Raw genomic sequence first — 23,361 nt, 5'->3', positions numbered from 1 at the left:
TATTACAGCTGTTCGATGTCGATGCTGTTAATGGTGACGTCCTCCACCGGGCGGTCGCCCATGCCGGTGCGGACACCCTCGATGGCGTCAACAACCTTCTTGGATTCGTCGTCCGCCACCTCGCCGAAGATGCTGTGCTTGCCCTGAAGCCAGTCGGTGGGGATGGTGGTGATGAAGAACTGTGAGCCGTTGGTGCCCTTGCCCATCTGGATGCCGGCGTTGGCCATGGCCAGCTTGTAGGGCTGGTTGAAGCTGAGCTCAGGGTGGATCTCGTCGTCGAACCGGTAACCGGGGCCACCCGTTCCGCGGCCCAGCGGATCGCCGGCCTGGATCATGAAGTCCTTGATGATGCGGTGGAAGATGGTTCCGTTGTACAGCGGGGTGCCGGTCTTGTCCTCGCCGGTTTCGGGGTGGGTCCACGCCTGCTCGCCGGTGGCGAGGCCGATGAAGTTCTTGACGGTCTTGGGCGCATGGTTCCCGAAGAGGTTAACCCTGATGTCGCCGAGGCTCGTGTGGATGGTTGCTGTTGCAGTTGCGATGGCAGTCATAGGGCCCATTCTTCCACGCCGTCCAAGGGCGCAGGCGGCCTCGGCAACAGTTCCGCGCTGGGTGAAATCTGCCTAAAATCCGCCGTGTGAATAGCCGGTGATGACCAAGCCACGTAGGCTAACCACAAACCGTCACATTAATCGGGAGGTAGTTGTGAAGAAATCGGATCGTATTGCCCGTGACCTTGAGCTGTCAGTCATTGGCGCCGTTGAGAATGCCAAGGATTGGGCGGGCCCCCGAGTGGAAGCAGCTGTGGACTGGGCTGTTCCTCGCCTCCAGCACAGCCTGGACACCGCATCTCCCAAGATCCAGGAAGGCCTGAAGTCGGCGGCGCACAACCTGGCGGACGGCGTGGCCACCGTGACTCCCCGGATCCAGGACGGCCTGGCGCAGCTCGCCCCCAGGATCAATGACGCCGTGGAAGGCGCCTCCCCGCGGCTGCATGAAGCGCTGGACAAGGCCACCCCGGTGGTCTTGAGCGCCCGCGACCGCGTCGTCGTGGAGTACCTGCCCCGGCTGTCGGACCAGATCGGCCACGCTTCCGAGGCCGTGCATCGCACCCTGGAGAACACCCCGGCCCGCGTTGACGCCGTCGCGCAGAAGCTTGGTGACGTGGGAATCGTCCACATCATCCAGGAGCAGGCCCAGGCCACGGGCAGCCAGCTGAAGGCGGCCGCCACCGGAGCAGGACGTACCGTCGGCATCCAGCTGGCACAGCCGGAGCCGCCCAAGAAGCAGCGCGGCTGGCTGGTCTTTGGCGTCATCGCCGCGGCGGTCGCTGCAGGAGTTGCGGCCTGGAAGGCCTCCAAGCCGGTCGAGGACCCCTGGAAGACCCCGTCGCCCGTCACGTCCACGCCGGCTCCGGTCCCCGCAACGACGGTCAATGACGTCAAGGAAACCACCCTGGACGCCTCGGACAAGGCGGCAGACGCCACCGCGTCCTTCGCAGCCGCCGGTGGGGACAAGACCTCCGGTGCTGCGGACGCCGCCAAGGAAAAGGCCGAGGACGCTTCCGACAAGGCCAAGCACGTGGCCGAGGATGTTTCCGACAGCACTGCCACGGTTGCCGCCGACGCCAAGTCGGCCACCAGGAGCAACGCAGACAAGGGCAGCACCCAGGCCTAGTCACAGCATGCACCGGAAGGGGTCCCGTTGTACGGGGCCCCTTCTGCTGTCTCCGGGACTCCTAATCTTCATTCGATGTCCTGCTTCCCCTTCCGGGCAGGACTGCCGGGCGGTGCTAGATTTGAGGTGATGTCAGCCGATCAATCCCTTGGGGATGCCTTGAACGACGCAGCCGAGCTGCCCCGTGTGTCCATCGTTATCCCGGCGTACAACGAGGAGAGCGTCATCCGGCAGTGCCTTATAGCTGCCATCTACCAGTCCGTCCCTGCCCACGAAATCATCGTGGTGGACAACCTTTCCAAAGACCGCACAGCTGACATCGTGCGGCAAATGCAGCTTGAGTATCCGGAAAGCCCCCTTATCCTGTTGAGCCAGGACCGGGAACAGGGACTGATTCCCACCCGCAATTTCGGCCTGGACAACGCAACGGGTGACGTCCTGGGCCGCATCGATGCTGATTCGGTGCTGGAGCCCGACTGGGTGGAGCAGGTGCAGCGGGCGTTCCTCGATTCCTCGGTCCAGGCAGCCACCGGCCCGGTGGTCTACTACGACATGCCCATGCGCCGCTTCGGGCTCAAGGCCGACGACAAGATGCGCCAGCTGATGCTGAAGCTGGCCAAGCACCAGTACCATTTCCTGTTCGGGTCAAACATGGCCTTGCGCGCCTCCGCCTGGGCAACCATCCGGGCTGAGACCTGCCGCGATGAGCGGGATGAGATGCACGAGGACATCGATTTGTCCCTGCACCTGGCCGACCACGAACTCAAGATCCAGTACTGCCCGCAGATGGTCTCCGGGATGTCCGCGCGGCGGCTGGAGGACTCACCCCGGGACTACCGCTACTACGTGACGCGGTTCGACCGCACCTACAAGGCGCACAACGTCAAGAAGATGGCGCTGAAGGCTCCCATGGTGGTCTTCTTCTCGGTGTATTTCCCGGCCAAGATCCTGCGGGCCATCCACACCGTCAATACAGCACAGCCGGTCCGCCGCGGCGGCCAGTAGCCGCCACTCTGCTAGTCGGTGCCCAGCTCCGCCAAGGGACGGTCCGACGGCGGTTCGTCCCCGGGTGCCCTGTTCCGCCGCCCTGCCCTCCCGGGCTTCTGTCCGAGGACGACGACGGCGAGTCCCGCCAGGATGAGGCCGAGCCCGGCATAGGTGCCGGCGGGAAGCGTCTCCCCGAGGAAGACGGCCGCCAGCAGGGCGGCGCCCGGAATCTCGAGGAGGATGATCATTGAGACCAGGAGCGGGCTCATGGTGGCCAGCAGGTGGTTGAAAGCAGTGTGGCCCACCAGTTGCGCGCACACGGTGATGGCAAGGATTCCCAGCCATCCCGCCGCCTCGAAGCCCGCCAGCGGCTGGCCTGCCAGCACTGCCATCAGTGCCACCAAGGCAGCGCACATCCCGTAGCACAGGGTTGTGTACGTTCCCGTGGTCATGCTCTGCCGGGCCTTGCCCCCTGCCAGGGTGTAGAGGCCGGCAAGCGCTCCGCCGGCCACGGCGAGGAGGTCACCCAGCAGCACGTTCGGGGACGAGCCCATGTCGAACCCCGTGATGGCCACGACGCCCGCGAAGGCGATGCTGAGCCCCGCCATCACCTGCCAGCGGTGGCGGATGCCGCGGAACAGCTGGAAGACGGCAATCCAGGCTGACTGCAGGCAGACCAGCGCGGTGGCCGCGGCAACGGACGTCAGTTGCAGCGAGGTGATGAAGCAGGCGAAGTGGAGGGCCAATGCGACGGCGGCCAGCAGCGACCAGTGGAACTCACCGCGGGTGACCCTGCCGAACTGGCCGGGTTCACGGACAAGGGTGGGGGTGGCCATAACGGCCGCTCCGATGGCATTCCGCCAGAAGGCGATAGCCAGGGCACTGACGCTGGTGGCACCCAGGGTAGCCGCAATCAGCGGGCCGGAAGAGGCAACACCCAGGACACCCAGGGCCGCGAGTAAGAGGTTCACTGTCCAACCCTAATGTCGGTACCTGCGGGGCAAAACAAAAGTCCCGGCCGGCGTTTCCGCTGACCGGGACTTTCCTATGGTGGAGGCACGGGGACTCGAACCCCGAACCCCCTGCTTGCAAAGCAGGTGCGCTACCAATTGCGCCATGCCCCCATAAGAAGCAACCCGTCAATCATACCCTAGAACCGGAGAGCCTTTGACCAGCTCCCGGGCCGGGCGTCCAGGCTAGTCCACCGTATCGGTTGACTTGCTCCAGACATCTTTCCGGGCTTCGGATTCCTGTGCTTTCCGGTAGACCAGGACGCCTGCGATTGCAGCTGCAAGTACCAGCAACTTCTTCACATGCTCCCCGTTCCGGCCCGGCTGCGGGTTACCCCGAACCAAACCTCCAGTTGAACCTGCACAGGTTCCGTGGGCGTACCAGGACTTGAACCTGGGACCTCTTCGTTATCAGCGAAGCGCTCTAACCGCCTGAGCTATACGCCCCGATGCCTCATCGGGCCGAGACATGACTTTACAGCACATCCCGGCCCGATCTCAAATCGGGCCTTTCCGCCGGCCTGAAGCCGTCGGAAACGGGGTCCTAATCGTCGGTGAGGGTAACGCCGATGCCGCCCACAAGGGTGGCGGAGATGTTGTACAGCACGGCGGACAGCATGGACAGCGCCGTCAGGAGGACCACGTTCACCACGGCGATGATGGTGGCGAATGAAGCCACCTGTCCCAAGGATGCGACCTTCTTCAGTTCGAAGCCGCCGCCTTCGGAGCCGGCCAGCGTGCCGAGCAGGCTGTCCACTTGGTCGAAGATGCCGGTGAGGTCAAGGACGGTCCACAGGACGATGGCAGCCACCACTGTGACGATTCCCAAAGCCACGGACAGCAGGAACGCCATTTTCAGGACGGACCAGGGGTCAACCCTGCTGACCAGCAGCCGGGCCCGCCGGACTTTTGCCTTTGGCGCCGGCTTGACCAGCCCCGGCGTTCCCTGCCCGGGAGCCACAGCGGCAGGACGGGGGCCCTGCGCCGGCCGCTGGCCGGGCTGGCCCTGCGTTCCCTGCGGGCCCTGGACGGGACGCTGGCCGGGGACGGCAGGACGCTGGCCCGGCGCACCGGCAGGCGCTGCCGGCCGCTGCTGCGGACGAACGGGGGCGTTCACGCGGGGCGCCGCCGAGGGCCGGTTTCCGTCGGGAACAGTACTGTTCGGCTTGGGAAATGAGTCGGAATTACTCACTCGTTACCTCCGTGTTGTCTTCGTTCGGCTCAGCGTCGCCCGAGGCGTCCTCTGACTCAACGGCCGGTGATTCTTCTGCCATTGCTGGCGCGGCGGATTCCCCGGGGGTCCCGCCATCTTCAGCCAACGTTACGTCATCCTCCAGCGATTCCTCGCCCTCAAGACCCCGTTCGCTGTTCCGTGCCACTTCGATGATCCGGTCGTTCTTGTCCGGCTTCGCAAAGATGACGCCCATGGTGTCGCGCCCCTTGGCAGGCACGCCGGCCACCGAGGACCGTACAACCTTGCCGCCTTCCATGACCACCAGCACTTCATCTTCCTCCTGGACGATGAGCGCCCCCACCAGGTCGCCGCGTTCCTCGGCAAGCTTGGCCACCTTGATGCCCAGGCCGCCGCGGCCCTGGAGGCGGTATTCCTCCACTGCGGTGCGCTTGGCGTAGCCTCCCTCGGTCACGATGAACACGTAGGAACCGTCTGTGACCACGTTGGCGGCGAGCAGCTCGTCGTCTTCGCGGAACTTCATGCCGGTGACGCCGGACGTGGCCCGGCCCATGGGCCGGAGCGCGTCCTCGGTGGCAGTGAAGCGGATGGACTGGCCCTTGCGCGACACCAGCAGCAGATCGTCGGTTTCGGACACCAGCTGCGCCGAGACCAGTTCGTCGCCGTCGCGGAGGTTGATGGCGATCACGCCGGCGGAACGGTTGGTGTCGTAATCCTCAAGCCGCGTCTTCTTGACCAGGCCGCGCTTGGTGGCGAGGACCAGGTACGGTGCCTGCTGGTAGTCCTTCAGGTCCAGGACCTGGGCAATGTGTTCGTCAGGCTGGAACGCCATCAGGTTGGCTACATGCTGACCCTTGGCGTCCCGGCCGGCTTCCATCAGCTCATAGGCCTTGGCGCGGTACACCCGGCCGAGGTTGGTGAAGAACAGGAGCCAGTGGTGGGTGGTGGTGACGAAGAAGTGTTCCACCACGTCGTCCCCGCGGAGCTGCGCGCCCTTGATGCCCTTGCCGCCGCGCTGCTGGGAGCGGTAGTTGTCGCTCCGCGTGCGCTTGACGTAGCCGCCGCGGGTGATGGTGACCACCATCTCCTCTTCGGGGATGAGGTCCTCCATGGACATGTCGCCGTCGTAGCCCATGAGGATCCTGGTGCGCCGGTCATCGCCGTGCTTGTCCACGATCTCGCCGAGTTCGGTGCTGATGATCTCGCGCTGCCGCTGCTCGGAGCCCAGGATCGCGTTGTACTCGGCGATCAGTGCCTCGAGTTCGGCGTGCCGGTCCTGGATCTTCTGGCGTTCCAGGGCGGCGAGGCGGCGCAGCTGCATGTCCAGGATGGCCCGGGCCTGCAGTTCGTCGATGTCCAGGAGCTCCATGAGTCCGTCACGTGCTGCTTCGGTGGTGTTCGACGCGCGGATGAGGGCGATGACCTCGTCCAGCATGTCCAGGGCCTTGAGCAGCGCCCGAAGGATATGTGCTTCTTCTTCCGCCTTGCGCAGGCGGTAGCGGGTGCGCCGGGCAATGACGTCCATCTGGTGCGTCACCCAGTGGCGGATGAAGGCATCCAGGCTCAGGGTGCGGGGCACGCCGTCCACAATGGCCAGCATGTTGGCGGAGAAGTTGCTCTGCAGTTCGGTGTGCTTGTAGAGGTTGTTCAGGACAACCTTGGGCACGGCGTCGCGCTTGAGGACGATGACCAGCCGCTGGCCGGTGCGGCCCGACGTTTCATCGCGAAGGTCGGCGATGCCCTGGATCTTGCCGTCCTTGACCAGTTCGGCGATCTTGATGGCCAGGTTGTCCGGGTTGGCCTGGTACGGAAGCTCGGTAACCACAAGGCAGGTGCGGCCCTGCAGTTCCTCAACGTTAACCACCGCACGCATGGTGACGGAACCGCGGCCGGTACGGTAGGCGTCCTCGATGCCCTTGTGGCCCAGGATGGTGGCGCCGGTGGGGAAATCGGGGCCCTTGACCCGCAGCAGGAGTTCTTCGAGCAGTTCCTCGCGGCTGGCGCCGGGGTTGGCCAGGTACCACTGAACGCCGTCTGCCACTTCGCGGAGGTTGTGGGGCGGGATGTTGGTGGCCATGCCGACGGCGATGCCGGAGGACCCGTTGACCAGCAGGTTGGGGAACCGGGCCGGAAGGATGGTGGGTTCCTGGTTTTTGCCGTCGTAGTTGTCCTGGAAGTCGACGGTTTCCTCGTCAATGTCCCGGACCATCTCCATGGCCAGCGGCGCCATCTTGGTTTCGGTGTAACGCGGTGCGGCAGCCCCGTCGTTGCCGGGGGAACCGAAGTTTCCCTGGCCGAGTGCCAGCGGGTAGCGCATGGTCCAGTCCTGGATCAGGCGGACCAGGGCATCGTAGATCGCGGTGTCGCCGTGGGGGTGGTACTGGCCCATGACTTCGCCCACCACGCGGGCGCACTTGTTGAAGGAACGGTCGGGGCGGTAGCCGCCGTCGAACATCGCGTAGAGAACGCGTCGGTGGACGGGCTTGAGTCCGTCACGGACGTCGGGGAGGGCACGGCCCACGATGACGGCCATGGCGTAGTCCAGGTAGGACCGCTGCATTTCCGTCTGCAGGTCCACCTGCTCCACACGGTCAATCAGCACGTCGCCTTCAAGAACGGTGTCCGGGGTCCCGGCGTCTGATGCCGGGGTCTCGGGTGTTTCGTCGCTCATTTATTTATTTCCGTTTCAGGTATATGTCAGGTTCTGAATATTTAGGAGCGGCGCTCTAGATATCCAGGAACCGGACGTCCTTGGCGTTCTGCTGGATGAAGTTGCGGCGTGATTCCACGTCTTCGCCCATGAGGACAGAGAAAATCTGGTCAGCGGCGAGGGCGTCGTCCATGGTGACCTGCAACAGGGTACGGTTGTCCGGATCCATGGTGGTGTCCCACAGCTCGGTGTAGTCCATCTCGCCAAGACCCTTGTAGCGCTGAATGCCGTTGTCCTTGGGAATCCTGCGGCCTGCGGCCTGGCCGGCCACCAGCTTGGCGTCGCGTTCCCGGTCGCTGTAGACGTAGTCGTGGGCCGCATTGGACCACTTGATCCGGTACAGCGGGGGCTGCGCCAGGTAGACGTAGCCGTTTTCGATGAGGGGCCGCATGTAGCGGAACAGCAGGGTCATCAGCAGGGTGGTGATGTGCTGGCCGTCCACGTCGGCATCGGCCATCAGGACGATCTTGTGGTACCGCAGCTTCGAAAGGTCGAAGTCTTCGCCGATGCCCGTGCCGAAAGCGGTGATCATGGACTGGACCTCGGCATTGCCCAGGGCCTTGTCCAGGCGTGCGCGCTCCACGTTCAGGATCTTGCCGCGGAGGGGCAGGATGGCCTGGGTTTCGGGGTTGCGGCCGCGCTTTGCGGATCCGCCTGCGGAGTCACCCTCCACGATGTAGACCTCGCACTTCTCCGGGTCCTTCGAGGAGCAGTCGGAGAGCTTGCCGGGCATGCCGAAGGATTCCAGGGGGCTCTTCCGGCGGGCGTTGTCCCGTGCCTTACGTGCCGCCATGCGGGCCTGCGCTGCGGAAATTGCCTTACGGATGACATCACGGGCCGGGCCCGGGTTTCGTTCCAGCCAGTCGCCGAGTCCATCAGTGACCACGCGCTGGACGAAGCCCTTGACCTCGGAATTGCCGAGCTTAGTCTTGGTCTGGCCCTCGAACTGGGGCTCGGACAGCTTGACGGAGATGACGGCGGTCAGGCCTTCGCGGATGTCGTCACCGGTGAGGTTGTCGTCTTTTTCCTTGATGATCCCCTTTTCCCGCGCATAGCGGTTGATCAGGGAGGTCATGGCAGCGCGGAAGCCCTCTTCGTGGGTTCCGCCCTCGTGGGTGTTGATGGTGTTGGCGTAGGTGTGGACGCTCTCGGAGTAGGCGTTGGTCCACTGCATCGCCATTTCCAGGGCAATCCGGCGTTCCTTGTCCTCGGTTTCGAAGGCGATGACGTCTTCGTGGACAACGTCCACCTTCTTGCCGGAGTTCAGGTGCTTGACGTAGTCCAGGAGGCCTTCGTCGTACTGGTACACCACGGTGCGGTGCTCCGCGCTGACCTCGCCTTCGGTGGCGATGGCGTCCAGGTCAAGATCGGCATCGGCTTCATCCTTGGCGGGTGCGCGTTCGTCCGTCAGAGTGATGCGCAGGCCCTTGTTGAGGAAGGCCATCTGCTGGAACCGCGCGCGGAGGGTCTCAAAATCGAACTCGGTGGTTTCGAAGATTGCCGGGTCCGGGTAAAAGGTCTGGGTGGTGCCGGTGCGGTCGGTCTCTTCGCCCTTGACCAGGCTGCCCTGGGGCTTGCCGCCGTCAGCGAAGGACATGCGCCAGACGTGGCCCTGGCGGCGGACCTCGGTGTCCACGCGGCTGGACAGCGCGTTGACCACCGAGATGCCCACGCCGTGCAGGCCGCCGGAAACCGCGTAGCCCGCGCCGCCGAACTTGCCGCCGGCGTGCAGGATGGTCATGACCACTTCGACGGTGGGCTTGTGCTCTGTGGGGTGCATATCCACGGGGATGCCGCGGCCGTCGTCCACGACTTTGACGCCGCCGTCGGCCTGCAGGACGATCTCGATGTGCGTGCAGTACCCGGCCAGGGCCTCATCGACGGAGTTGTCCACCACTTCGTACACCAGGTGGTGGAGCCCGCGCGGTCCGGTGGAACCGATGTACATGCCCGGTCGCTTCCGGACTGCTTCGAGGCCTTCAAGGACAGTGATGTCGCTGGCGCCGTACTCGCGCGGCTTCGCGGATTCAGCCGGGGTGTCAGGGGTACGGGCATCCTCGACTGCGGGTTCAACTGCCAGAATATCTGTATTGTCGTTAGCCACAGGCGCTGTCGACTCCTCTGTTCTCGATGATGGCCGGCCGGTTTCCCTTCCGTCCGGAAAAGTCACCCGCCAACAGGCACAAACTTATGGCGCCGGTGACTTGCTGACGGTTGGGGGCCCGCACTCCGTGTGCCGGATGCGCACGGAGAACGGACTCAGTCAACGTTTCACCCGCGCCCAGTTATCTGCAACGATTCTACCGCGAAACAGGCCATAACCCCGCATTCCAGGGGCGTGGACAGGCGGCAACGTGGCCGTGTGAGGCCGTTGACCGCGCCTAGGGCGCCCCAGAAGGACGGCCTCCGGGTGCCTATACACCCTCCGGCCCTTTCAGCGCTCTACACGCCGTTGGGGGTATTTTCAAGAGTCGGCAGCGAAGCTAGCCGTAGGTATCCCGGGGGCCGCGGCCGTTGACGGTCCGGCCGCCCTTGCGCCAGCTCGGGGCCGAGGGGCCCAGCACCTGGATGCTGGTGACCACTCCGTCGCCGAGTTCCACCCTGAATTTCTCGAGCAGGCTGGCGCTCAGCAGGCGGAGCTGGGTTGCCCATGCGGTCGAATCGCAGCGGACGTGGAGCGTGGTGGCCGTAAAGCTTTCAGGAGTGCAGTGGGCTGAGATTTCCGGTCCCACCAGGGTGGCCCATTCGGCCATGACGGAGCCGACGGCCACAGGTGATGTCCAGCCGCGTTCGGCTACCAGCCGGCCCACCACTTTGCCCAGTCCCAGGGGGTCGCGGCCGGTGGCGTGGAACTGGCTGAAGCCGCGGGTGTCCCGGATTCCGTTTTTGGCTTTTGCGGACCCCGGGCGCACTGCCTTCCTGCGGATTTCGCCGCGCGCCGCGGCGGCCTCCCGCATTCTGTTCAGTGCTGCCTGCGGGGCATCAATGTTGTCGGGATCGCGGCCGGGCTGCAGCCCGCCGTCTTCACTGTCCCTGACCATCAATTCCTCCCGGGATGACTTTCACCCGCCGTCCGGACAGCTCTTCCGGGATATCGGCGTCGACGGCGGCGGTCACCAGGACCTGTTCCGCGCCGGAGACTATAGCGGCCAGTTTACGCCGCCGCTGCACATCCAGTTCGGCAAAAACGTCGTCGAGGATCAGGATGGGGGCGGAACCGCCCGTGCGGGCGTCGTCGAGCATCACATAGTAGGAAGCGAGCCGAAGGGACAGGCACATGGACCAGGTTTCACCGTGCGAGGCATAGCCTTTCGCCGGCGCCTGTCCCAGGACAAGTTCCAGGTCGTCCCGGTGCGGGCCCACCAGTGAAATACCGCGCTCCACCTCCTTTTTCCGTGATTCGGCGAAGGCCCTGACGTAGCGTTCGGTGAGCTCTTCCACGGATAAGGCGCGCAGGTCGTCCGGTTCGACGGCGGTGCCTGGCAATGCGGTGCGTGGCCCACCTGGCAGCGGCGCGCCGTCGTCGTCCATTTGGTTCTGCAGGGTGGAACGGTACGTGGCGTCAGCGGATTTGGACCCGTCAGTCAGTTCGGCATAGGCGCGTGCCAGGTGCGGGCGCAGGCGTTCCACAAGTTCGAGGCGCGCGTGGAGCAGTTCGGCGCCCGCTTTTGCCATGTGCTGGTCCCATACGTCCAGGGTTGCCTCGTGTCCGGAGGTGAACTTTCCGCCGCGCGCCGATTTGAGCAGGGCGTTGCGTTGTTTCAGCACCCTGTCGTAGTCGCTGCGGGTGGCAGCGTGGTGCGGGATGAGGCTGGCGAGCAGTTCGTCCAGGAAACGCCGGCGGTTCGACGGGTCACCCTTGACCAGCGCCAGGTCCTCCGGAGCGAAGAGGACGGTCTGGCAAATGCCCAGCAGATCGCGGGCACGTACCGGGTTGCTGCGGTTGATGCGGCCGCGGTTAGCCCGCCCGGCATTGATTTCCAGTTCCAGGACCGTGGTTTGCCCGCCGCGGACAAGCCGTGCCCTGACGAGTGCGCGGTCTGTACCGAACCGCAGGAGGGGTCCGTCTGAACTGACCCGGTGGGAGCTCAGCGTGGCAAGGTAGCCAATGGCTTCCATCAGATTGGTTTTGCCGATGCCGTTGTATCCCACCAGGACGGTGACGCCCGGTTCGAAGGCAAGGTCAACCTGGGCGTAGCTGCGGAAATCGGTCAGGGAAAGGTGTTCCAGATACACGCGGGTTTCGACAATTCTGGGGACAGCAGCTGTCCCCGGTGGATGCTACTTGGCCGGACGGGTTGCGTGTCCGCCGAATTGGTGCCGGAGGGCAGACACCATTTTCATGGCAGGGGAACTGTCTTCACGGGACTCGAACCTGGCGAACAGTGCGGCCGTGATGGCCGGGGCGGGGATGGCGTTGGCGATGGCCTCTTCCACCGTCCATCTGCCTTCGCCGGAATCCTCGACGTAGTCGTCGATGTTCTGCAGCCCAGGGTCCTCTTCCAGTGCCTTGACCAGCAGGTCAAGGAGCCATGATCGGACCACGGTGCCTTTTTGCCAGGCGCGGAAGGTCCCGGGCAGGTCATTGATGATGTCCTTGGAAGCGAGCAGCTGGTAGCCCTCGGCGTAGGCCTGCATCAGGCCGTATTCGATTCCGTTGTGGACCATCTTGGCGTAGTGGCCGGCGCCGATGCCGCCTACGTGCACAAAGCTGTCCTCGCGTTCACCTTCGGGACGCAGTGCATCGAAGACCGGCAGTGCACGTTCGATGTCTGCGGCGTCACCGCCGGCCATCAGGCCATAGCCGTTCTGCAGCCCCCAGACACCTCCGGAAACTCCGCAGTCAACGAACCGGATGCCTTTGGCGGCGAGGAGTTCGCCATGCTTCTGGTCCTCGGTGAAGCGGGAGTTGCCGCCGTCGACCACCAGGTCGCCCTCGTCCAGCTTCTCCGCCAGTTCCATGATGACGGCATCGGTGACCGCGCCGGCCGGAACCATCACCCAGACCAGCCGGGGCGCCGGGATGGCGGCGAGGAGTTCATCCACCGAGGCGACGTCGGTGACGTCCGGGTTGCGGTCATAACCCGTGACGTCGATGCCGCCCTTGCGCAGCCGTTCGCGCATGTTGAATCCCATTTTGCCAAGGCCGATCAGTCCAATGTGCATGATGGAACTCTTTTCTGCGCTAGGGATGGGAGGTTGCCCAACTGGGTAGCAGTAACTGTCGTTGTGGGCCTCCAAAACGACAGTTGGCGCTATTTAGTTGGGGAGGCGGACGGGCATCACCAGGTAACGGTAGTCATCCTGGTCCTCGCCGTCGGCGTCTGCCTGGGCGGTGATCATTGCGGGCTTGGGAGCCGAGGTGAAGGAGAACCGGACGAACTTGGTTTCGATGACGCTCAGGCCTTCCACCAGGTAGTGCGGGTTGAAGGCCACCGTGATGTCCTCACCGGAAAGCTGGGCTTCAAGTTCCTCTGATGCCTGGGCGTCTTCGCCGGTACCGGCGTCCAGGTTCAGCTGGCCCTCGGTGAAGGCAAGCCGGACCGGGGTGTTGCGTTCGGCCACGAGCGACACGCGGCGGACAGCCTCCACCAGTTCCTGGGTCTGCACCGTGGCGTGGATGGGGGTGGATTCCGGGAAGAGCGAGCGGATCTTCGGGTAGTCGCCGTCAACCAGCAGGGACGTGGTGGTGCGTCCGCCGCTTTCGAAGCCGATCAGGCGGCTGTCGTCGTCGGAGAGGGCCAGGTTGATATCTCCGCTGTTGCCGAGCGTTTTCGCTACTTCGTTCAGGGTTTTTGCCTTGACCAGGGCGCTGGTGGAGATGCCGGGGGTCACCGGCTTCCACGGAACCTCACGCATGGCAAGGCGGTAGCGGTCCGTGGCGAGAAGGGTGATCAGGTCGTCTTCGATTTCCATCCGGACACCGGTCAGGATGGGGAGGGTGTCGTCCTTGCTGGCAGCGATGATCACCTGGGAAACAGCCTGGGCGAAGGAGTCCCCGGGCACGGTTCCGCTGATAGCCGGCAACGCCGGCAGCGGCGGGTATTCGGCTTCAGGCATTGTGGCCAGGTGGAAGCTGCTGCGGCGGCAGGTGAGAGTCACCTTGTTGCCGTCGGTTTCGACGTCGACAGGAGCCGACGGGAGGCTGCGGCAGATATCGGCAAGCAGGCGCCCGGACACCAGGATGGTGCCTTCGTCCCGGATGTCGGCTGCGATTTCCAGGCGGGCCGAGGTTTCGTAGTCAAAGCTCGAGAGGCTGACTGTTCCGGCTTCAGCCTTCAAAAGCAGCCCGGAAAGGACGGGCACAGGCGGCCGCGGAGACAAGGACCGGGCTGTCCAGGTGACGGCTTCTGCCAGGACGTCCCGATCGACTCTGAACTTCACGGAAGGGTGCCGCCTTTCATTGCTGCTGCCATGTGGACTGGAAACTCCCGTGGGGGAATCCCAAAAAGTGGTGCCCCACACCCGGAACGTGCATGGTCCCTGCTGATGGAAACCACGCAGGAACCCGGGGATGGGAGCGCTGCTGACAGCTTAGCCGGAAGATCCGGGATTAACCCATCCCCCGAGTCCGTCCTGGGGAAGGCCGGGGCCGCCCGGCCCGACCCTCCTAGGGTGCGAATCGATCTTGTTGTTTGAGGGATTTCAATTTTCTGGGATTAGTAGTGTTAATAACTGCTGTGGAAACTGTGGATAACCTCGTCCCGCCCCGCGTTCCGGCGGTTAAGCCCTGTTCATGGACTGTGGGCGCAGCAGGTTTTAAACAGGGTGTGGATGGGGATAAGAATTTTGGCGATTTTGCCGATCCACAGGCGGCTTAAGGGTTTTAAGCCCATTAACCGCGGTTGTCCCCTTAACTATCCACAGGCTTATCCACATGCACCTGTTAATAAGGTATAGGCGGGGCGCTTAGGAGTCGCGCTGCTGCTGCTTGATGCGGTTGGTCAGCTCTGTCACCTGGTTGTAGATCACACGGCGCTCGGCCATCAGCTCGCGGATCTTCCGGTCGGCGTGGATGACGGTGGTGTGGTCGCGGCCGCCGAGCTCCTGGCCAATCTTGGGCAGGGACATGTCCGTCAGCTCCCGGCACAGGTACATGGCGATCTGCCGGGCAGTTACCAAAGTGCGGGTCCGTGACTTACTGCAGAGCTCTTCCATGCTGAGCTTGAAGTAGTCGGCCGTCTGCTGCAGGATCTGGCTCGAGGTGATCTCCTGGGCGCCGTCGTCGGTGATGAGGTCCTTGAGGACCATTTCCGCCAGCGCCACGTCCACGGCCTCCCGGTTGAGGCTGGCGAAGGCCGTGACGCGGATCAGGGCACCTTCGAGTTCACGGATGTTGCTGGAGATCTTGGAAGCGATGTACTCGAGGGCATCATCGGGCGCGGACAGACCTTCGCTCAGGGCCTTCTTGCGGAGGATGGCGATGCGGGTTTCAAGTTCCGGCGGCTGGATATCTGTCAGCAGGCCCCACTCGAAGCGGGACTTCATCCGGTCTTCGAATCCCGCGAGCAGCTTGGGCGGCTGGTCCGAGGTGATGACCACCTGCTTGTTGTTGTTGTGCAGCGAGTTGAATGTGTGGAAGAACTCTTCCAGCGTCCGGTCCTTGCCGGCCAGGAACTGGATGTCGTCGATGAGCAGGACGTCCACGTTCCGGTAGGTGGTCTTGAAGCTGGCGCCTTCGTCATCGCGAATGGAATTGATGAAGTCGTTGGTGAATTCTTCGGAGTTGACGTAGCGGACGCGGATACCGCTGTACAGGCGGCGGGCATAGTGGCCGATCGCGTGCAGGAGGTGGGTCTTGCCCAATCCGGAATCGCCGTAGATGAACAGCGGGTTGTATGCCTTTGCCGGGGCCTCGGCGACGGCGACGGCGGCCGCGTGGGCGAACCGGTTGGAGGAACCGATCACGAAGGTGTCGAAGACATACTTCGGATTCAGCCGGCCGAACTCATGGGAGGTGCTGGGAAGCATGGGCTGCGGCTTTTGCTCGATCAGCTGGTCCGAAGCGAAGGACGGCTCGACGGCAGGTTCGGGCTCCTCGTGGATGGGAACCAGGTCCGTGTCGACGTCGATGGCGCACCGGATGTCCTCGGAGAAGACGTTGTGCAGGGCATCATCGAGGGCGTCCTTGACCTGCGTCTGGAGGACTTCACGGGTGAGTTCATTGGGAACCGCCACCAGGAGGGTGGAGCCAATCAGGCCCTGCGCCTGGGCGAGGATGACAAAGCCACGCTGCCGCGGTGAAACACGGTGGTCCTGTTCCAGCAGGCTGACAACGCGCCGCCAGGAACTTCCGACAGTATTGGCGTGGTTGGCTTCGTCTACTGTCATCAATCGGTTCCCTCAAAACTTGCTTTGCCTGCATTGCCTGCAGCCGCAAGTCGTGAACCGCTATCGGTTCAGCTTCATCCACAGGGTTATGCACAGTCCGTGGATAATCGGCTACTGAGCCACTCTAGGGGATGAAAAGCCTAGAAGATAGCTGGCAAGTAGCTTGTGGATAATTACACGGCTGTTGTTCGAAAAAGGGGCTTGTGAGCCACTTCATCCACAGGCACGGCGGGTGGGTTAGGCACAGCTGGGGATAGCGTGGGGGCGACCAGCCGGTTTGACTCGAAGGCTTAAATTGCCCTAACGTTGTGAAGTCCTTTGTGTCCGCTTTTTGGCCCCATCTGAATCTCTCAGGCGCTCCGCGTTTGAGCAGCCGGGGGAAGCGTGCATATACAAAACTTAGCGTCGGCCAGTTCTTCCCCATACTGATCGGGTGGGCGCACCTTTGATCCACTGGAGTAACTAACGTGAGCAAGCGGACTTTTCAGCCGAATAACCGCCGTCGAGCCAAGAAGCACGGCTTCCGCCTTCGTATGCGTACCCGTGCCGGCCGCGCCATCCTGGCAGCCCGTCGTGGCAAGGGCCGTACCGAGCTGTCGGCTTAAATAACTGAACTTTTCGGTAGACATCTCTTTGCGAGTTTAAGGTGCTGGCCACCCGCAACCGCTTAAGGACTGCATCCGATTTTTCAACAACTGTACGTTCCGGTGTCCGCAATGGGCGCCGGAACGTAGTGTTATATGCGGCAGCTATTGCTGCCGACGAACCCAGCCGGATCGGGTTCATCGTTTCCAAGAGTGTAGGGAACGCTGTGGTCAGGAACCTCGTTAAGAGGAGACTAAGAGAAGCAGGTGCTGCGTCGCTGCGCGAGCATGGCACAGGCTTCGCCATAGTGGTCCGGGCGCTTCCTGCGTCCGCGACTGCCAGCTGGGATCAGCTGCTGTCGGACTACAACGCTGCACTGGAATCGACGCTGACCCGGCTGGCCGGCCGCCTCCCGAAGGCTGCCGCCAACGGTTCGGCCGGTACAACACAGGAGGGGACACCGCGTGCGTAACGCCACCGCCGTCGTCGCCCGTCCCCATCCTGTTGCCGCCGCCGTCGGGATGTTCTTGTGGAACCTGCCCAGGAACATCCTCATCGTGTTGCTCAAGGCCTACCGCAAGGTGATTTCTCCCTTGTACGGCCAGGTCTGCCGATTCTTCCCTTCATGCTCGGCCTACGCCCTTGAAGCGGTTACTGTCCATGGAGCCGTCAAGGGCAGCTGGCTCGCAGTCAGGCGCCTTGGCCGCTGCCATCCATGGAATGCCGGCGGCGTGGACCCTGTCCCCGCCGGTAAGCGGGATTGGCCGGAGAGCCAAGCCCCCACAATTGTTGTGCTGAACAACCCGGACAAGTACCTGGCTGCTCGGACTGATGAAGAAGGCCGCAGTGCGGCCTGACGAATAGGGATAAGTATGGACTTCTTTGAAACAATCATGTTTCCGTTCAAATGGCTTGTGTCCATCATCATGGTGGGCTTCCATGAGGGCCTGACTGCTATTGGGCTTCCTGAAGCCTCCGGCTGGACCTGGACCTTGTCCATCATTGGCCTCGTGCTGGTGATCCGTGCCGCCCTGATTCCCGTCTTCGTCAAGCAGATCAAGGCCCAGCGCGGCATGCAGTTGCTGCAGCCGGACCTGAAGAAGCTCCAGGACAAGTACAAGGGCAAGACGGACCAGCTGTCCCGCCAGGCCATGGCGCAGGAACAGATGGCCATGTACAAGAAGCACGGGACCAACCCGTTCTCGGCCTGCCTGCCCATGCTGATCCAGATGCCGTTCTTCTTCGCCCTGTTCACTGTGCTGTCCGGCATTTCGACGGCGAGCCGCGAGGGTGAGGGCATCGGCGCGATGAGCCACGAGCAGGTGGTGCAGTTCGACCAGTCCACCATCTTCGGCGCTCCGCTTTCCGCGACTTTGCTCCATGGGACTCCTCCTGGCGGCAACGTCGTCGCTGTCTGGATCCTCTCCATCCTGATGATCCTGGCCATGACGGCCTCGCAGTTCATCACCCAGAAGCAGATCATGGCCAAGAACATGTCTGAAGAAGCCATGGCCAGCCCCTTCATGCGCCAGCAGAAGATGATGCTCTACATCCTGCCCATCGTCTTTGGCGTGGGTGGCATCAACTTCCCCATTGGCGTCCTGATCTACTGGACCACCACCAACCTGTGGACCATGGGCCAGCAGTTCTTCGTCATCCGCCGCATGCCGACGCCGGGATCCCCCGCCGCCAAGGCCCTCGCCGAGCGCCGTGCCGCCAAGGGCCTTCCGGCCCTTTCGATCCTGAGCGGCAAGAAGGATGAAGCAGCGGACGCTGCTGCTGCGGCCGCCGTCGCTGAATCCAAGGGCCAGCGTGTCCAGCCACAACGCAAGAACAGGAAGAAGAAGTAATGTCAGCCGAGAGTACCGAACACGCCCTTTCTGAAGAGATCCTCGAAGATCAGGACGAGTCCGTGAACGAAGAAGCTTCCTCCCCCAAGGTTTCAGCTGTCAGCCGTCTTGAAGAAGAAGGCGACATCGCGGCGGATTACTTGGAGGAACTGCTCGACATCGCTGACATCGATGGTGACATCGACATTGAGGTCCGCAACGGCCGCACCTATATTTCGATCGTTGCCGAAGAGGAGACCGAAGGCCTGGACAGCCTGGTGGGCGAGGACGGGGAAGTCCTTGAAGCCCTTCAGGAGCTCACCAGGCTTGCTGTGCTGTCCGCGACGGAGAACCGTTCACGGCTGGTCCTGGATATCAACGGCTACCGGCAGGAACGCACCGGCCACCTGCAGAAGATCGCGGAAGACGCTGCGGCTACGGTGAAGGAGACCGGCCAGTCCGTGGCGCTGGAACCGATGAGCGCCTACGAGCGGAAGATTGTTCACGACGCTGTTGCTGACCTGGGCCTCGTCAGCGAGTCCGAGGGCGAAGGCACCGGACGCCACATTGTTGTTTCCGCAGACTAGAGAATTGCTGACCCGCTAATCATGGTTGACATCACGGCAGCTGAGCTTCTGGCCGCTGAGAAGATTTTCGGCGACCGGCTGGTCCTGGCCAAGCGCTACGTCGAACATCTGGCTACTTCCGGAACAGAGCGCGGGCTGATTGGTCCACGGGAAATTCCGCGGCTCTGGAGCCGGCATGTACTCAACTGCGCCGTCATCGAAAGCGAGATTGCCCAGGGCAGCCACGTGGCCGACGTCGGAAGCGGCGCCGGGCTGCCCGGCCTCTGCCTCGCGATTGCGCGGCCGGACCTGGAACTGACCCTGATCGAGCCGCTGGAACGCAGGGTGATCTGGCTCCAGGAAGTGGTCGACGACCTCGGACTGGATAACGTGACGGTGATGCGGACCCGTGCTGAGCTGGCAGTGGGCCAAGTGGAAGCCGATGTGGTGACAGCGCGGGCAGTTTCTGCTTTGAGCAACCTGGCCGGCCTCACCATCCCCCTCCTGGCCGGCCATGGCGAGGTTGTTGCCATTAAAGGCCGCAGCGCGGCCGAGGAAATCGAGAAGGCCGCCAAGGTCATTCGAAAATTGGGCGGTGTTCAGACGTCTGTACTTACAGTTGGTGACAACCTGCTTGAGGAGCCCACCACCGTAGTCCGCATCGTTGTGAACAAGTCCCAAAAGAAATCCTAATCAAGGCCCGGTGACCGAAGTCTGCCGGGTCAAGCAGTTAGGCTAGTCAACGGCAGCAAAATTGGCTGAACGAGAGTGAGTGTGCCCCAGTGACCAGTAGTGAAGCCTCCGCACAACGGATACCACCGTTTGTGTCATTGGGGTCAGCTCGTTCTGTCGCTGGCCCGTTTTCGGTCCCCGGCAGAGGGGGAATTCACCCAAAACAAGTATCAAACCTTGGAACTTCCTCGCTTGTTTCACGTGAAACAACCTCAGCAGGTCGAACCAACATCATTGATGCAATCGACGATTCCAGCCCTATTGCCCGGGAGCTGGCCCATGAAACGAAGCGCCGTGAGCGCCTGATGGGACGTAAACTGCCGCGTCCCGAAAAGACACGCATCTTCACCGTGTCCAACCAGAAGGGCGGCGTGGGTAAGACCACCACCACCGTCAACATCGCCGCCGCTTTGGCAGCAGCGGGACTGAACGTCCTGGTGATCGATATCGATCCCCAGGGCAATGCCTCCACCGCGCTGGGTATTGAGCACCATGCCGATGTGGACAGCATCTATGACGTCCTGATCAACGATGTTGCCCTGGCAGATGTGGTGGCCCAGTGCCCCGATATCGACAAGCTCATCTGCGCGCCGGCCACCATTCACCTGGCAGGTGCCGAGATCGAGCTGGTATCGCTGGTAGCGCGGGAGCAGCGACTGCGCCGGGCGATCGACGTCTACGCAAAGACCCGTGAAAAGAACGGCGAAGAGCGTCTCGACTACATCTTCATCGACTGCCCGCCAAGCCTGGGGCTCCTCACCGTCAACGCCTTCTGCGCAGCCAATGAAGTCCTGATTCCTATCCAGTGCGAATACTATGCCCTCGAAGGTTTGAGCCAGCTCCTCAAAAACATCGAGATGATTCAGAAGCACCTCAATGCTGATCTCGTCGTCTCAACCATCCTGCTCACCATGTACGACGGCCGCACCAATCTGGCTGCGCAGGTTGCTGCCGAGGTGCGGACGCACTTCCCCGACCAGGTGCTGTCTGCAGTGGTCCCCCGTTCGGTACGGATCTCAGAGGCACCGAGCTACCAGCAGACGGTCATGACGTACGACCCATCCTCCAGTGGAGCCCTGTCTTACTTGGAAGCCGCTGCTGAAATAGCAGAACGCTAATATCTTCAACACTGCAACGACCGGAGCCGGCTCACGCCTGGTTCTACCACTGGAGGGATTTACCCATGAGCGAGAAGCGACGGGGCCTAGGCCGCGGTCTTGGCGCGCTGATTCCAAGTTCCGCCGCGTCCAATGGGCAGGGTAACGGTGCAGCCGTATCCCGTCCTGTAGATCTCTTCTTTCCCGAGGGCAGAAGGAAGACCGAACCCTCGGAAGAAAATGCCGCGGGTACAGCAAAGACCGTAGCGGAGAAGTTGACCGCCCCGCCGGCCCGGAAGGCCCCGGCGAAGTCGACTGCCAGGAACACCGCCTCCCCGGCTGCCGAAGCTACTTCCCGATCTTCCAGTGCTGCCACAGCCAAGAAGGCTGCCACTCCACCGGCTCCTGCAGCCGGGAAAGGCGAGTCCGACAATGCTGAGTCCGGCCAGGAGCCTGAGGTATCCCCCGAGGTCCGCCCGGACGTTGCTGCCGCCGAGCCTTTGGATGAGTTCGTCGGATCCAATGCCGATGTTGAGCTTGTTGAAGTTCCGGGTGTCCGTTTTGCCGAAATACCCGTTTCCGAGATCCATCCCAACCGGAAGCAGCCGCGTTCCGTCTTCGATGAAGATGACATGGCCGAGCTTGTTCACTCGGTTCGGGAGATCGGCGTCCTGCAGCCAATTGTCGTCCGTAAATCAACCGAATCCGGTGGTGAGCCATATGAGCTCGTCATGGGTGAGCGTCGGTGGCGTGCCGTTCAGGCTGCGGGGCTCGAAACCATTCCCGCGATCGTCAGGGATACCACCGACGACGATCTCCTTCGCGACGCATTGTTGGAGAACCTGCACCGCAGCCAGCTGAATCCCTTGGAAGAAGCTGCGGCTTACCAGCAGCTTCTGGAGGACTTTGGCACGACGCATGAGCAGCTGGCTGACCGTATCGGTCGCTCACGCCCCCAGGTGTCAAACACCCTCCGGCTCCTCAAGCTTCCTCCGTTGGTGCAGCGTCGTGTTGCTGCGGGCGTCCTGTCCGCCGGTCACGCCCGCGCGCTGCTGTCGCTTCCAGACGCTGCCGCAATGGAGCGTCTGGCCCAAAAGATCGTCGCCGAGGGTATGTCGGTACGGGCCACAGAAGAGGCTGTCACCCTTTACCAGGACGCGACGAAGCAGCCGAAAAACAATGTGCCTCGTCCCGGCGCGCGTCATGAGCGTCTTGATTACCTCGCATCATCCTTGTCAGACCGCCTCGATACCAACGTGAAGATTTCGTTGGGTGTCAGGAAAGGAAAGGTCAGCATCGAATTCGCGAGTGTAGAAGACCTGAACCGCATCATGGATGTGTTGGCTCCCGGTTCAACAAACTAATCTTTTCCTAAGGGCCCGGTTCACCACGAACCGGGCCTTTTTCGGCCTGAATATAGTTCTTTTGAATACGGGCGTCGTCATTCAGATCCACATGCTGACCGTTGTCCGTTCGGTCATACACAAAGGCATTCAAGGATCCTCTTCGATCTGCTGCATCAAAAGCATGCGCAGCCTTTCCATGGATGGGACAGACACCGATATGCGAAGCATATGGGCCGGCCGTGGGAGCACTGCCGCCCCGTGTGCACTCCCCTCAGGTCGCACTTCTTTCAGCGCTTTTATGGGAAGTGACAGCTGGTCCATTTGTTCGCCGCACAGCAATTCAGGTGTGACTTATCGGAGATGGCACCCGGGAGCCTGAGCGACTTTGATAACCCGTCGTATGGCAACCCTACTGTTTCACGTGAAACGGCCCCGCTAGACGGGTGGCAGTGTTCGGCATGATGCCCGCCATGGAGCGGACCCGAGTATCCACCCTGAGATCATTCAAGAGTCTCGAGGGCATTATGGTCCTGAAGGGCGATCAACAACGTTAGGAACTTTGATGGCCGCCGCTAGGGGTAGGCCGCTCCGGCCTATCGGTTCTGGAGCATCAGAACTCGCGCTCGATCACGTGATCCGAAGCGAAGGATGGCTCGACGGCCGGTTTCGGGCTTCTCGTGGATGGGGACTCGTTCCGGACGCGGGTCTCTCCCCTGATCGTTCGGCCCAGCAGAATCCTTTATGGGGTTCTTGGGGCGCACCCATGCAGGCGTGGGGCGAAGCAGAATACAGGTGTCACCAGACGCGGAAAAGTCACGGCATCTCGTTTTCCTGTCAGGCGGGCACCAGTGTGCGTCCGGCACGGCGACAGCTGCACTGCGCGTATGCCATCCTGATGAGATCAAGCGGGAGTTGTTCACGTGGGTTTGCACCAAAGGTGTTGGTAGCCTCTACGCATCAGCGCTTCCTAAGCATGATGCGGAGCAGGCCATAGTCGAGACCTACGCAGCAGGCCGCGTACCCATCGTTCGCATGCTCCTTATGTCAGTATGGTGTTTTTCGCTCTGAGCCCGTGAGCCCCAGCCGCTCATTTGGCGCGGGAATTTGAGGCTCTCCATCCCCTCCCTCATGGACGGTGACGCGTCAGTGGTCGCGGCGCCCTCGATGTTTCACGTGAAACGGCGCCAGTCTCGCTGGCACCTTAGGGCGCCATCCCTGTGCCCTAGTGCTTTCCGAGCTCACTGGTGTCTAAACTCTCGATAGACCTCCGCTCAAAGGGCTGCCATCACTAGAACTGATGGT

The 23,361-nt window shown here is 62.5% G+C and carries 21 protein-coding genes and 2 tRNA genes; 10 read left to right on the top strand and 13 right to left on the bottom strand.

Translation table 11 applies throughout. The annotated features are described in order from the left end of the window. Positions 1–2: 2 nt before the first annotated feature. Positions 3–548: a peptidylprolyl isomerase gene (locus AC5RWA_RS08350; RefSeq protein ID WP_494057228.1), complete on the bottom strand. Its 546-nt coding sequence runs from the start codon at positions 546–548 to the stop codon at positions 3–5. Positions 549–702: 154 nt separating this feature from the next. Between AC5RWA_RS08350 and AC5RWA_RS08345 the strand changes: the two genes are divergently transcribed. Next, entirely contained in the window at positions 703–1,674 is a 972-nt protein-coding gene (locus tag AC5RWA_RS08345; protein ID WP_494057227.1) for a hypothetical protein, read from the top strand. A gap of 129 nt (positions 1,675–1,803) precedes the next feature. After that, positions 1,804–2,679: a glycosyltransferase family 2 protein gene (locus AC5RWA_RS08340; RefSeq protein WP_079597951.1), complete on the top strand. Its 876-nt coding sequence runs from the start codon at positions 1,804–1,806 to the stop codon at positions 2,677–2,679. 11 nt (positions 2,680–2,690) lie between these two features. Here the strand turns inward: AC5RWA_RS08340 and AC5RWA_RS08335 are convergent, their stop codons facing one another. The 12 genes from AC5RWA_RS08335 to dnaA form a co-directional block, all read right to left on the bottom strand. Then, the gene (locus AC5RWA_RS08335; protein ID WP_494057226.1) at positions 2,691–3,632 is read right to left on the bottom strand and encodes a DMT family transporter; all 942 of its coding nucleotides are present in this window, start codon (positions 3,630–3,632) and stop codon (positions 2,691–2,693) included. A 77-nt stretch (positions 3,633–3,709) separates the two neighbouring features. Further along, positions 3,710–3,785, bottom strand: a tRNA-Ala gene (locus tag AC5RWA_RS08330). Between the two features lie 72 nt (positions 3,786–3,857). After that, complete coding sequence (locus AC5RWA_RS08325; RefSeq protein ID WP_217700331.1) at positions 3,858–3,974, bottom strand: DLW-39 family protein; 117 nt, start codon at positions 3,972–3,974, stop codon at positions 3,858–3,860. Between the two features lie 70 nt (positions 3,975–4,044). Continuing rightward, positions 4,045–4,118 (bottom strand) — tRNA-Ile (locus tag AC5RWA_RS08320). A gap of 97 nt (positions 4,119–4,215) precedes the next feature. Next, positions 4,216–4,863 (bottom strand): DUF3566 domain-containing protein, encoded by a 648-nt coding sequence (locus tag AC5RWA_RS08315; protein ID WP_494057225.1) that lies wholly within the window; start codon positions 4,861–4,863, stop codon positions 4,216–4,218. Beyond that, positions 4,856–7,534: a DNA gyrase subunit A gene (gene gyrA, locus AC5RWA_RS08310; protein ID WP_079597948.1), complete on the bottom strand. Its 2,679-nt coding sequence runs from the start codon at positions 7,532–7,534 to the stop codon at positions 4,856–4,858. Before gyrA ends, AC5RWA_RS08315 begins: the two co-directional genes overlap by 8 nt. A 55-nt stretch (positions 7,535–7,589) precedes the next feature. Continuing rightward, a complete protein-coding gene (gyrB, locus tag AC5RWA_RS08305) occupies positions 7,590–9,677 on the bottom strand; it encodes a DNA topoisomerase (ATP-hydrolyzing) subunit B (RefSeq protein WP_115526027.1) in 2,088 nt (695 codons plus the stop codon). Between the two features lie 379 nt (positions 9,678–10,056). Continuing rightward, positions 10,057–10,614: a DciA family protein gene (locus AC5RWA_RS08300; protein ID WP_079597946.1), complete on the bottom strand. Its 558-nt coding sequence runs from the start codon at positions 10,612–10,614 to the stop codon at positions 10,057–10,059. Beyond that, positions 10,598–11,809: a DNA replication/repair protein RecF gene (gene recF / locus AC5RWA_RS08295; protein WP_494057224.1), complete on the bottom strand. Its 1,212-nt coding sequence runs from the start codon at positions 11,807–11,809 to the stop codon at positions 10,598–10,600. The genes AC5RWA_RS08300 and recF overlap by 17 nt, the downstream gene beginning before the upstream one ends. Before the next feature lie 45 nt (positions 11,810–11,854). Then, complete coding sequence (gnd, locus tag AC5RWA_RS08290; RefSeq protein ID WP_115526030.1) at positions 11,855–12,739, bottom strand: phosphogluconate dehydrogenase (NAD(+)-dependent, decarboxylating); 885 nt, start codon at positions 12,737–12,739, stop codon at positions 11,855–11,857. A gap of 93 nt (positions 12,740–12,832) precedes the next feature. Further along, on the bottom strand, positions 12,833–13,957 hold the full coding sequence (gene dnaN, locus AC5RWA_RS08285; RefSeq protein WP_079597943.1) for a DNA polymerase III subunit beta: 1,125 nt from the start codon (positions 13,955–13,957) through the stop codon (positions 12,833–12,835). Positions 13,958–14,482: 525 nt separating this feature from the next. Beyond that, a complete protein-coding gene (gene dnaA / locus AC5RWA_RS08280) occupies positions 14,483–15,904 on the bottom strand; it encodes a chromosomal replication initiator protein DnaA (protein WP_079597942.1) in 1,422 nt (473 codons plus the stop codon). A gap of 467 nt (positions 15,905–16,371) precedes the next feature. Between dnaA and rpmH the strand changes: the two genes are divergently transcribed. The 8 genes from rpmH to AC5RWA_RS08240 all read left to right on the top strand — a co-directional run bounded on the left by rpmH (position 16,372) and on the right by AC5RWA_RS08240 (position 22,077). Next, entirely contained in the window at positions 16,372–16,509 is a 138-nt protein-coding gene (gene rpmH, locus AC5RWA_RS08275) for a 50S ribosomal protein L34 (RefSeq protein ID WP_003800212.1), read from the top strand. Between the two features lie 41 nt (positions 16,510–16,550). After that, positions 16,551–16,961 carry a ribonuclease P protein component gene (gene rnpA / locus AC5RWA_RS08270; protein WP_079597941.1) on the top strand — a complete coding sequence of 137 codons (411 nt, stop codon included), beginning with the start codon at positions 16,551–16,553 and terminating at the stop codon, positions 16,959–16,961. Beyond that, positions 16,954–17,346, top strand: coding sequence for a membrane protein insertion efficiency factor YidD (yidD, locus tag AC5RWA_RS08265; RefSeq protein ID WP_494057223.1), 393 nt, complete (start codon positions 16,954–16,956; stop codon positions 17,344–17,346). Before rnpA ends, yidD begins: the two co-directional genes overlap by 8 nt. Positions 17,347–17,361: 15 nt before the next feature. Beyond that, on the top strand, positions 17,362–18,339 hold the full coding sequence (yidC, locus tag AC5RWA_RS08260; RefSeq protein ID WP_275725797.1) for a membrane protein insertase YidC: 978 nt from the start codon (positions 17,362–17,364) through the stop codon (positions 18,337–18,339). Continuing rightward, a complete protein-coding gene (locus tag AC5RWA_RS08255) occupies positions 18,339–18,905 on the top strand; it encodes a Jag family protein (protein ID WP_079597938.1) in 567 nt (188 codons plus the stop codon). Before yidC ends, AC5RWA_RS08255 begins: the two co-directional genes overlap by 1 nt. Positions 18,906–18,926: 21 nt before the next feature. Further along, positions 18,927–19,577 (top strand): 16S rRNA (guanine(527)-N(7))-methyltransferase RsmG, encoded by a 651-nt coding sequence (gene rsmG, locus AC5RWA_RS08250; RefSeq protein WP_494057222.1) that lies wholly within the window; start codon positions 18,927–18,929, stop codon positions 19,575–19,577. 89 nt (positions 19,578–19,666) lie between these two features. Beyond that, complete coding sequence (locus AC5RWA_RS08245; protein WP_303048429.1) at positions 19,667–20,734, top strand: ParA family protein; 1,068 nt, start codon at positions 19,667–19,669, stop codon at positions 20,732–20,734. A 65-nt stretch (positions 20,735–20,799) separates the two neighbouring features. Next, positions 20,800–22,077 (top strand): ParB/RepB/Spo0J family partition protein, encoded by a 1,278-nt coding sequence (locus AC5RWA_RS08240; RefSeq protein WP_494057221.1) that lies wholly within the window; start codon positions 20,800–20,802, stop codon positions 22,075–22,077. Positions 22,078–23,361: the final 1,284 nt, after the last annotated feature.

Source organism: Arthrobacter sp. 210 2 (assembly GCF_059093025.1).
Note: the sequence above shows the minus strand (reverse complement) of the source record. Positions and strands in the feature narration are given on the sequence as shown.